At 71.3% G+C, this 10,608-nt stretch carries 7 protein-coding genes; 4 read left to right on the top strand and 3 right to left on the bottom strand.

The window, feature by feature from the left end:
- Positions 1-26 precede the first annotated feature (26 nt).
- A complete protein-coding gene (locus MHO01S_RS07360; RefSeq protein WP_061782075.1) occupies positions 27-1,103 on the top strand; it encodes an NADH:flavin oxidoreductase/NADH oxidase in 1,077 nt (358 codons plus the stop codon).
- 111 nt (positions 1,104-1,214) lie between these two features.
- On the opposite strand, the gene MHO01S_RS07355 is transcribed toward MHO01S_RS07360, so the two are convergent.
- Together MHO01S_RS07355 and MHO01S_RS07350 are read right to left on the bottom strand one after the other, a co-directional pair.
- A complete protein-coding gene (locus MHO01S_RS07355; protein WP_060960900.1) occupies positions 1,215-2,270 on the bottom strand; it encodes a hemolysin family protein in 1,056 nt (351 codons plus the stop codon).
- Positions 2,267-3,610, bottom strand: coding sequence for a hemolysin family protein (locus MHO01S_RS07350; protein ID WP_060960901.1), 1,344 nt, complete (start codon positions 3,608-3,610; stop codon positions 2,267-2,269). The genes MHO01S_RS07355 and MHO01S_RS07350 overlap by 4 nt, the downstream gene beginning before the upstream one ends.
- Positions 3,611-3,745: 135 nt before the next feature.
- Here MHO01S_RS07350 and MHO01S_RS07345 point away from each other — a divergent pair, with 135 nt between their 5' ends.
- Positions 3,746-4,357, top strand: coding sequence for a GNAT family N-acetyltransferase (locus tag MHO01S_RS07345; RefSeq protein WP_231735197.1), 612 nt, complete (start codon positions 3,746-3,748; stop codon positions 4,355-4,357).
- Here the strand turns inward: MHO01S_RS07345 and guaB1 are convergent.
- Positions 4,347-5,804 (bottom strand): GMP reductase, encoded by a 1,458-nt coding sequence (guaB1, locus tag MHO01S_RS07340; RefSeq protein ID WP_061782074.1) that lies wholly within the window; start codon positions 5,802-5,804, stop codon positions 4,347-4,349. The genes MHO01S_RS07345 and guaB1 overlap by 11 nt on opposite strands.
- 122 nt (positions 5,805-5,926) lie before the next feature.
- On the opposite strand from guaB1, the gene MHO01S_RS07335 reads away from it, so the two are divergent.
- A complete protein-coding gene (locus MHO01S_RS07335) occupies positions 5,927-9,646 on the top strand; it encodes a multifunctional oxoglutarate decarboxylase/oxoglutarate dehydrogenase thiamine pyrophosphate-binding subunit/dihydrolipoyllysine-residue succinyltransferase subunit (protein ID WP_082808049.1) in 3,720 nt (1,239 codons plus the stop codon).
- Positions 9,647-9,686: 40 nt separating this feature from the next.
- Complete coding sequence (locus tag MHO01S_RS07330) at positions 9,687-10,595, top strand: diacylglycerol kinase (RefSeq protein ID WP_060960903.1); 909 nt, start codon at positions 9,687-9,689, stop codon at positions 10,593-10,595.
- Positions 10,596-10,608: the final 13 nt, after the last annotated feature.

Below are 10,608 nucleotides of genomic sequence, written 5' to 3'. Positions count from 1 at the left end.
CCCCACGACCCCTCCGGAGAGTCACGATGAGCCTGCTGTTCACCCCCTACGATCTGGCCGGACGCACGGTGCGCAACCGCCTGTGGGTCGCGCCCATGTGCCAGTACTCGGCCGCCGACGGCGTGCCGAACGACTGGCACCACGTGCACCTCGCCCAGTTCGCCTCGGGCGGTGCCGGCGTCGTGATCGCCGAGGCGACCGCCGTCGTCCCCGAGGGCCGGATCTCACCGGAGGACGTCGGCCTGTGGAACGACGAGCAGCGCGACGCCTGGGCCCCCATCGCCGCCGCGATCCGCTCCCGCGGCGCTCTGCCCGGCGTGCAGCTCGCCCACGCCGGCCGCAAGGCGTCGACGTGGTCGCCCTTCTCGGGCCGCCGCGGCACCGTCCCCCTGAGCGAGGGCGGCTGGAGCACCGTCGCGCCGTCCGCCGTCGCCTACGACGGGTTCGAAGCGCCCGAAGCGCTGGACGCCGCCGGCATCGACCGCATCGTCGAGGCGTTCGCGGATGCCGCGGCGCGCGCCGTCGCCGCCGGCTTCGAGGTGCTCGAGATCCACGCCGCGCACGGCTACCTCCTGCACCAGTTCCTCTCGCCGCTGTCCAACCTCCGCACCGACGAGTACGGCGGCTCCCTCGAGAACCGCGCCCGCCTGCTGCTGCGCGTCGTGGACGCCGTACACGCGGCGGCCCCCGACGCCGCGCTGCTCGTGCGATTCTCGGCATCCGACTGGGCCGAAGGCGGATGGGATGCCGCGCAGACGGCGACCGTGGCCGCCTGGGCGGCCGCGCGCGGCGCCCACTTCTTCGACATCTCCAGCGGCGGGCTCGTCGCCCATCAGCGCATCACCACCGGTCCCGGCTACCAGGTGCCACTGGCCGCCGAAGTGCGCCGCGAGGGCGGCGTGGCGGTGAGCGCGGTCGGCGAGATCTCGTCGGGCGCTCAGGCCGAGGAGATCCTCGCCTCCGGCGCCGCCGACGTCATCCTCGCCGGGCGCGAGTGGCTGCGCGATCCGCACTTCGCGCTGCGCGCGCAGGTCGAGCTCGGTGAGCCCGACGCGGGCCTTTGGCCGCCGCAGTACCTGCGCGCCCGCCCCGTCGCCCGCTGATCGGGCGCCGCGCGGACGTGTCGACGCGCTCCGCTCGCTCGACGACCGGGGGGTCATCCCTCCCGGTCGTCGAGCGAGGCCCGCAGGGCCGCGTCGAAACGCCGCTCCCGCTCAGTAGCCGCGACGCGTCGCGTCGTGCACCTCGCCGACGAGCTCCTCGATGATGTCCTCGAGGAACAGCACCGCCGTCGTCTCCCCCGCCGCGTTGCGCACCTGGGCCAGGTGACGGCTCGTGCGCCGCATGAGCGCCAGCGCGTCCTCGAGGTCGGTCGTCTCGGCGACGGGCACCATGTGGTGGATGCGCTTGGGCTTGATCGGAGCGACGATCTTCTCCTCGGCCCCGGCGCCCTCGGCGGCGCGCAGCACGTCCTTCAGGTGCACGTAGCCGATCGGGGCACCCTCGGCATCCACGATCACGTACCGCGAGAACCCGTGCTTGGCGACGGCGCGCTCGATCTCGTCGGGCGTCGTCGTCTCGGGCAGCGTCACCAGCTCGGACAGCGGCACGGCGACGTCGCGCGCCTTCTTGTCGGTGAACTCCACCGCGGCCGTCACCGCGCCCGACGCATCGTCGAGCACACCCTCGATGCGCGACTGGTTCACGATCGTGGCGACCTCGTCGAGCGTGAACGTCGACGCCGCCTCGTCCTTCGGCTCCACGCGGAACAGGCGCACGATGTGGTTCGCGATCCAGTTGAGCGCGACGATGATCGGGTAGAACAGCTTCGACGTCCACACCAGCGGGGTGGCGAGCAGGAGCACGGCCCGGTCGGGCAGCGAGAACGCGAGGTTCTTCGGCACCATCTCGCCGAACACGACGTGCAGGTACGACACGAGGATCAGGGCGATCGCGAACGCGACACCGCCGATGACGGCCTCGCTCCACCCCGTGAGTCCGAGCGGCACCTCCAGGAGGTGGTGGATCGCCGGCTCGGAGACGTTCAGGATCAGCAGCGAGCAGATCGTGATGCCGAGCTGGCTCGTGGCCAGCATCAGGGTGGCGTGCTCCATCGCGTACAACGCGGTGACCGCCGTCTTCGACCCCTTCTCGGCGAGCGGCTCGATCTGCGAGCGGCGTGCGGAGATCACGGCGAACTCGGCGCCGACGAAGAACGCGTTGAACGCCAGCAGGACGACCAGCCAGGCGATTCCGGCCCAATCGCTCATCGTCGCTCACCTCCCTCGCGTGCCGCGTCGGGCACGTCGGCACCGTCCGGCAGCGGGTGCGGCGTGAACCGGACGCGGTCGACGCGCCGGCCGTCCATCCGCTGCACCTCCAGCGTCCCGTCCTCGAGATCGATGCGGTCCCCGACGACGGGGATGCGCTCGAGGGTCGACATGAAGAATCCGCCGACGGTGTCGTACACGTCGCCCTCGGGCACGCGGATGCCGGTGCGGTCGAGCACCTCATCCGGACGCAGCTCGGCGGGGAACGTGACCGCTCCGGCCATCCGCACGACGCCGGCCCGGCTGCGGTCGTGCTCGTCGAGCACTTCGCCCACGATCTCCTCCACGAGGTCTTCGAGGGTCACGACCCCGGCGGTCCCGCCGTACTCGTCGACGACGATCGCCATCTGGTATCCGCGGGAGCGCAGCTCCGACATGACGGCGTCCAGGTGGACGGCCTCGGGCACCCGCAGCGGCTCCTGCGCGATCGCGGCGGCCGGCACGTCGCCGCGACGCTCGCGCGGCACGCTGACGGCCTGCTTGAGGTGGACGATGCCGGTGATGTCGTCCATCGACTCGTCGTAGACGGGGAAGCGGCTGTGGCCCGTGCGCCGGGCGAGCTGGATGACGTCCTCGACGCTGTCACCGGCGGCGACGGCGTGGATGCTGGGCCGCGGGGTCATCACGTCGGCGGTGGTGAGCCGCGCGAAGGTGAGGGTGCGATCCAGCAGGGATGCCGTGTCCTCCTCGAGGAGGCCGGCGCTCGCGGAGCGGCGCACGAGGCTGGACAGCTCCTCGGCCGTGCGGGCGCCCGACAGCTCCTCCTTGGGCTCGATGCCCATGCCGCGCAGCACACCGTTCGCGCTCCCGTTGAGCACGGTGATCGCGGGGCGGAAGACGGTCGTGAAGGCGACCTGGAACGGGATGACGAGCTTGGCGGTCTGACGCGGGATGGCGAGGGCGAAATTCTTCGGCACCAGCTCGCCGAGGATCATCGAGAACGTCGTGGCGATGACGATGGCCAGGGTGGTGGCGATGACGCGCACGAGCGTGTCGGGCACGCCCCATCCCGCGAGCACGGGACTGAGCAGGCTCGTCAGCGCGGGCTCCATCGTGTAACCGGTGAGCAGCGTCGTGAGCGTGATGCCCAGCTGCGCGCTCGACAGGTGCGTGGAGGTGATGCGCAGCGCGCTGATGGTCAGCGACAGCCGCGACTCGCCGGCGGCCTGGCGGGCCTCGAGGTCGGCGCGATCGAGGTTGACCAGCGCGAACTCGCTCGCGACGAACAGTCCCGTTCCGATGGTGAGCAGAAGCCCCACGCCCAACATGACGAATTCCATCACGCGTCACCCCCGATCATGCTCGGGGAGGGTCGGTGGGGCGATCGTCTACAACTGGGAGGGTCGTCCATGGTGCAGAAGAGTTTACGGCACCCGGCCCGCGTCTGGGCTGGATGCCGCGGGCACAATGTGAGGGTGGAGCGGATCGAGCACGCAGAAGTCATCGGCGAGCGCGGCGGCATCCGCGTCCGGGCGTTCACCGCGACCGACATCGCCACCTACCGGCGGTGGCTGCAGCCCGATCAGGAGTGGCACCGCTGGGACGGCCCCTACTTTCCGAAGCTCGACAGCACGCAGATCGACGCGGCCTGCGCCCGTCTGGCCGCAGCGGTCGACGACGGCAGCTATGCCGCGCAGTCCCCGCTGCCGCGCGCGGTGATCGCGACCGTCACGGAGCCCGCGACGATGATCGGTAGTGCCTCGTGGCACTGGGAGTCGGAGGAATCGGACTGGCGGCGCATGGGGCTCACCGTGTACGACCCGTCGATCCGCGGCCGCGGGATCGGAACGAATGCGCTGGCCGTCTGGACCGACTACCTCTTCCGCACCACGGCGGCCGTGCGACTCGACTACTCGACGTGGTCCGGCAATGAGCGCATGCTCGCCGTCGGCCGCCGCCTGGGTTTCACGGAGGAAGCCCGCTTCCGCGACGCCCGCGAGGTGCGCGGCACGCGTTACGACTCGGTGGTCATGGGAGTGCTGCGGCGCGAGTGGGAAGGGCGCGGAGCCGAGGAGGTCACCAGCTGACAGGCAGGGCCTTGCCCTCCTCGTAACCGGCGGCGGACTGCAGCCCGACCGTCGCACGCTCGTGGAACGCGGGCACCGTCGCAGCCCCCGCGTAGGTGAACGAGGACCGCACGCCCGACGTGATCATGTCGACGAGGTCCTCCACGGACGGCCGCAGCGGGTCGAGGTAGATCTTCGACGACGAGATGCCCTCCGCGAACAGCTCCTTGCGGGCACGCTCGTAGGGGTCGAGGCGCCCGAAGCGGCCCTGGACCGCCTTCGTCGAGGCCATCCCCCACGACTCCTTGAAGACGCGGCCGGCCTCGTCGACCTGCAGCTGGCCCGGAGCCTCGATCGTCCCGGCGAACCACGAGCCGATCATGACGGATGCCGCGCCCGCGGCCAGGGCCAGCGCCACGTCGCGCGGGTAGCGCACGCCACCGTCCGCCCAGACGTGCGCGCCGAGCTCGGCGGCGGCCTGCGCCGTCTCGAGCACGGCGGAGAACTGCGGGCGGCCCACCGCGGTCATCATGCGGGTCGTGCACATCGCGCCCGGTCCGACGCCCACCTTGAGGATGGTCGCCCCCGCCCCGACGAGATCGCGCACGCCCTCGGCCGTGACGATGTTGCCGGCCGCGATCGGGATGCCCAGGCCCAGCTCCGACACCGTGTGCAGCGCGCGCAGCATCCCCTCCTGGTGGCCGTGCGCGGTGTCGACGACGAGCACGTCGACGCCGGCCGCGACGAGCGCGCGGGCCTTGGCGGCGACGTCGCCGTTGATGCCCACGGCCGCCGCGACGATCAGTCGACCGTCCGCGTCGACGGCGGGGCGGTACAGCGTCGAGCGCAGCGCCGTGCGCTGCGAGAGCGTGCCGACGAGGTAGCCGTGGTGCAGGACGCAGACGGTCTCGGCGCCCGCGGCGACGATCAGGTCGAAGGCGTGGCGGGCGTCGGTGACGTCGTCGGCGTCGATCGAGGCCCCGCGCCCGCGGGCGAGATCGCCCAGCCGCGCGTCGGGAAGCGCCGTTCCGAGGCGCGTGGCCGGCACGACCCCGAGGATGTCGTCGACGTGGACGCGGGCGGTGTCGCCGGACACCACGACGATGCCGTGGCCCTCCGTCGCGGGAAGCAGCGCCGCGGCCTCGGCGACGGTCGCATCGGCGCCCAGCACGAGGGGCGTGTCCCACGGCACGGGCTGGTCCTTGACCCAGCGGATCGCCGCGTCGATGTCCTGCAGCGGCATGTCCTGCGGCAGCACGCCCAGCCCGCCTCGGCGGGCGAGGGCCGCGGCGAGGCGGGGACCGGTGACCGAGTTCATGTTCGACGCGACCAGTGGGATGGTCGCGGAGGTGCCGTCGCGCGGCGACAGGTCGACGTCCAGCCGGCTCGTCACGCCCGAGCGACGGGGCACGAGGAACACGTCGGAGTAGGTGAGATCGACGGTGGGCTGGGCGCCGGAGAACTGCATGGTTCCCACGGTACCGACAGAAAACCTGGGATACCCTTGATGAACGTGTGCGTGTGGGCCGCGCCATACACAGCAGCGGGCCTCGCACGATCTGAAGTTCATCGATGAAAGCAGGCGCAACCGTGTCCAGTCAGGTGACCGGCGTGGGAACTTCGAGCGACGGCGAGTTCGGGGCCAACGAATGGCTCGTCGCCGAGATGTACGACCAGTTCGCGAAGGATCGCGACTCGGTCGACCGGGCCTGGTGGCCCGTGCTGGAGGCGTACGAGAAGACCCAGACGGATGCCGGGACGCCCGCGCCCGCGACGACGGCCCCCGCCGCCGCATCCGCTCCGGCGCCGACCGCCCCGGCGGCGACCGACGCCCGCCCGATGACCGCGCCGATCCCCGTCGTCGGCGCGCAGCCGGTCGCGCGCACCACCGCGCGGCCCGCCTCGCCGCAGCCCGTGCCGGCCCAGGCGCCGAACACCGACCCGACGCCGACCCCGGCCGCCCGCGAGGACGTCGTCACGCCGCTGCGCGGCATGCCGAAGACCCTCGCCGCGAACATGGACGAGTCGCTCACCGTGCCGACCGCGACGAGCGTGCGCACCGTGCCGGCGAAGCTCATGATCGACAACCGCATCGTGATCAACAACCACATGTCGCGCACGCGCGGCGGCAAGGTCAGCTTCACGCACCTCATCGGCTGGGCGCTCATCCAGGCGCTCAAGGCCTTCCCCAGCCAGAACGTGTCCTACGCCGAGATCGACGGCAAGCCGTCGGTCGTCGCCCCCGCGCACATCAACCTCGGCATCGCGATCGACCTGCCCAAGCCCGACGGCACGCGCGCGCTCATGGTGCCCTCCATCAAGCAGGCGGAGTCGCTGACGTTCGGCGAGTACCTCTCGGCCTACGAGGACCTCGTCAAGCGCGCCCGCGGCGGCAAGCTCACCGCCGCTGACTTCCAGGGCACCACGATCTCGCTGACCAACCCCGGCGGCATCGGCACGGTCCACTCCGTGCCGCGCCTCATGAAGGGCCAGGGCTGCATCGTCGGCGCCGGCGCCCTCGAGTACCCCGCCGAGTTCCAAGGCTCGAGCGAGAAGACCCTGGTCGAGCTCGGCATCGGCAAGACGATCACCCTGACCAGCACGTACGACCACCGCGTGATCCAGGGCGCGGGCTCCGGCGAGTTCCTGAAGATCGTCCACGAGCTGCTCACCGGTCAGCGCGGCTTCTACGAGGGCGTCTTCGCGGCCCTGCGCATCCCCTACGCGCCCATCCACTGGGCCGGCGACATCAACGTCGACATCGCCGAGCGCGTCGACAAGACCGCCCGCGTGCAGGAGCTCATCAACTCCTACCGCGTCCGCGGCCACCTCATGGCCGACACGGACCCGCTCGAGTACGTGCAGCGCACGCACCCCGACCTCGAGATCGAGAACCACGGCCTCACCTTCTGGGACCTCGACCGCGAGTTCGTCACAGGAGGTTTCGGCGGCAAGCGGCTCATGAAGCTGCGCGACATCCTGGGCGTCCTCCGCGACTCGTACTGCCGCACGGTCGGCGTCGAGTACATGCACATCCAGGATCCGGCCCAGCGCAAGTGGTTCCAGGACAACGTCGAGGTCAAGTACCAGAAGCCGAGCCACGACGAGCAGCTGCGCATCCTCGACAAGCTCAACCAGGCCGAGGCCTTCGAGACCTTCCTGCAGACGAAGTACGTCGGCCAGAAGCGCTTCAGCCTCGAGGGCGGCGAGTCCCTCATCCCGCTGCTCGACCAGATCCTGCAGGGCGCCGCCGGTGCCGGCCTCGACGGCGCCGCCATCGGCATGGCGCACCGCGGCCGCCTCAACGTGCTGACGAACATCGCCGGCAAGACCTACAGCCAGATCTTCCGCGAGTTCGAGGGCTCCGTCGCGATCGGCTCCAAGAGCGGCTCGGGCGACGTGAAGTACCACCTCGGCACGCAGGGCACGTTCGTGTCGGATGCCGGGGAGGAACTGCCCGTGTACCTCGCCGCCAACCCCTCGCACCTCGAGACGGTCGACGGGGTGCTGGAAGGCGTCGTCCGCGCCAAGCAGGACCGCATGCCGATCGGCTCCTTCTCCTGGCTGCCCATCCTCGTGCACGGCGACGCGGCCTTCGCCGGCCAGGGCGTCGTCGTCGAGACCCTGCAGATGTCGCAGCTGCGCGGCTACCGCACGGGCGGAACGGTGCACGTCGTCGTCAACAACCAGGTCGGCTTCACGACCCTCCCCCAGGACGGGCGCACCTCGGTGTACGCCACGGACGTCGCCAAGACGATCCAGGCGCCCATCTTCCACGTGAACGGCGACGACCCCGAAGCCGTCGTGCGTGTCGCCGAGCTCGCCGTGGCCTACCGCCAGGAGTTCAACCGCGACGTCGTGATCGACCTCGTCTGCTACCGCCGCCGCGGTCACAACGAGGGCGACGACCCGTCGATGACGCAGCCGCTGATGACGAACCTCATCGAGGCGAAGCGCTCCGTGCGCCGCCTCTACACGGAGTCGCTCGTCGGTCGCGGCGACATCACCGAGGAGGAGTACGAGAAGGCCAAGCAGGACTTCCAGAACCGCCTCGAGATCGCCTTCGCCGAGACGCACGCCGCCGAGACCGGCGCCACGGGCATCGTCTCGCCCTCGACGACCGGACCGGTCGACCAGGCCGTCGGCGAGCCGGAGACCACCGGCGTGTCCGTCGAGGTCGTCAACCAGATCGGCGACGCCTTCGTCAACAAGCCCGACGGCTTCACGGTGCACAACAAGCTGCAGCAGCTGCTCGACAAGCGCCTCGACATGAGCCGCAACGGGCAGATCGACTGGGGCTTCGGCGAGCTGCTCGCCTTCGGCTCGGTGCTGATGGAGGGCACGAACGTGCGCCTCGCGGGTCAGGACGCCCGCCGCGGCACGTTCGTCCAGCGTCACGCGGTGCTGCACGACCGGGCGAACGGTCAGGAGTGGCTGCCGCTGGCGAACCTGTCCGAGAGCCAGGGCCGCTTCTACGTCTACGACTCGCTGCTGAGCGAGTACGCGGCGATGGCCTTCGAGTACGGGTACTCGGTCGAGCGGCCCGACACGCTGACGCTGTGGGAGGCGCAGTTCGGCGACTTCGCCAACGGCGCCCAGTCGGTCATCGACGAGTACATCTCCGCGGCCGACCAGAAGTGGGGTCAGCAGTCGAGCGTCGTGCTGCTGCTCCCCCACGGCTACGAGGGCCAGGGGCCCGACCACTCCTCGGCGCGCATCGAGCGCTACCTGCAGATGTGCGCGCAGGACAACATGACCGTCGCGCGCCCCTCCACGCCCGCGTCGTACTTCCACCTGCTGCGCCGTCAGGCCTACGCCCGGCCGCGCCGCCCGCTGATCGTCTTCACGCCGAAGGCGATGCTGCGTCTTCGCGGAGCCACGAGCCCCGTCGACGCGTTCACCAGCGGACGCTTCGAGCCGGTGCTGGACGACGACCGGAACATCGACCCGTCGGGCGTGACGCGCGTGCTGCTGCACTCCGGGAAGATCCACTGGGATCTGAAGGCCGAGCTCGACAAGAAGCCCAACCCGCAGGTCGCGCTCGTGCGCCTCGAGCAGCTCTACCCCGCGCCGATCGACCAGCTCAACGCCGTGATCGAGCGGTACCCGAACGCGCAGCTCGTGTGGGTGCAGGACGAGCCCGAGAACCAGGGCGCGTGGCCGTTCATCGCGCTCGAGGTCGTCAAGCACCTGCACGGTCGCACGATCCGACGCGTGTCCCGCGCCGCCGCCGCCTCGACGGCGACGGGCTCGCCGAAGGTGCACGCGCGCGAGCAGGCCGCGATCCTCGAGAAGGCGCTGACCGTCTGACGCGGCGAGACGAGGGGCCCGACACACCCGACTGGACGACATGGACGTCGCGCTCCTCGTCAACCCGACCGCTCGCGCCTCCGCGCGCACGCACGCCGCGGAGGACGTCGCCGCGCTCCTGCGCGCCCACGGCATCCGCACGACGCTGATCGCGGGCGGGAGCGCCGCCGAATCGACGCGCCTGCTGCGCCTCGCCCTCGACGCGGGCGCCGACGCCGTGCTCGTCGCGGGCGGCGACGGCACCGTCAATCTCGCCGTGCAGGAGCTCGCGGGCACCGGCATCCCGCTCGGCATCGTGCCGACGGGGACCGGCAACGACGTGGCCACGGCCCTCGGGCTGCGCGAGCGCGATGCGCGCGGCGCCGCCGAGGCCGTCGTGGCGGGATCCACGCGCACGATCGATCTCGCGCGCGTGCATCGCGCCGACGGCTCGACGACGTCGTACGCGACCGTGCTGGCGAGCGGGTTCGACTCGCGGGTGAACGACCGTGCCAACCGCATGCGCTGGCCCCGCGGACACGTCCGCTACGACCTCGCGATCCTCATCGAGTTCCTGCGGCTGCGCTGCGTCGCCTTCGAGGTGGAGCTCGAGCACGACGACGGCACGATCGAGCGCCGCAGCGAGGAGCTGCTCATGGCGACGGTGGGCAACGGCCCCACCTACGGCGGCGGCATCCCCATCTGCCCGGATGCCGACCTCGCCGACGGCCTCCTCGACGTCACGCTCGTGCGCCCGCTCGGCCGCGCCCGCCTGCTGCGACTGCTGCCCCGCGTCTATCGCGGCACGCACACCGGCCTCGACGAGGTCGTCACCGCACGCGTGCGGCGGGTGCGGCTGTCCGCCCCCGCGACGACCGCCTACGCCGACGGCGACGCGGTGGGGATGCTGCCGCTGGAGGTCGACGTCCTTCCCGGTGCGCTCCGCGTCTTCGCGCCGCCGGCGCGCTGACCCCGTTTCAGGG

The sequence above is a fragment of the Microbacterium hominis NBRC 15708 genome, assembly GCF_001592125.1.
In the GTDB taxonomy this organism is placed as follows: Bacteria; Actinomycetota; Actinomycetes; order Actinomycetales; family Microbacteriaceae; genus Microbacterium; species Microbacterium hominis.
The sequence above is the reverse complement of the archived record's forward strand: the minus strand, read 5'-3'. Positions and strand labels throughout refer to the sequence as shown.

Coding starts and splice junctions, on each gene's coding strand:
- MHO01S_RS07330 (WP_060960903.1), top strand. CDS start 9,687: ATGGACGTCGCGCTCCTCGTCAACCCGACCGCTCGCGCCTCCGCGCGC.
- MHO01S_RS07355 (WP_060960900.1), bottom strand. CDS start 2,270: ATGAGCGATTGGGCCGGAATCGCCTGGCTGGTCGTCCTGCTGGCGTTC.
- MHO01S_RS07350 (WP_060960901.1), bottom strand. CDS start 3,610: ATGGAATTCGTCATGTTGGGCGTGGGGCTTCTGCTCACCATCGGAACG.
- MHO01S_RS07360 (WP_061782075.1), top strand. CDS start 27: ATGAGCCTGCTGTTCACCCCCTACGATCTGGCCGGACGCACGGTGCGC.
- guaB1 (WP_061782074.1), bottom strand. CDS start 5,804: ATGCAGTTCTCCGGCGCCCAGCCCACCGTCGATCTCACCTACTCCGAC.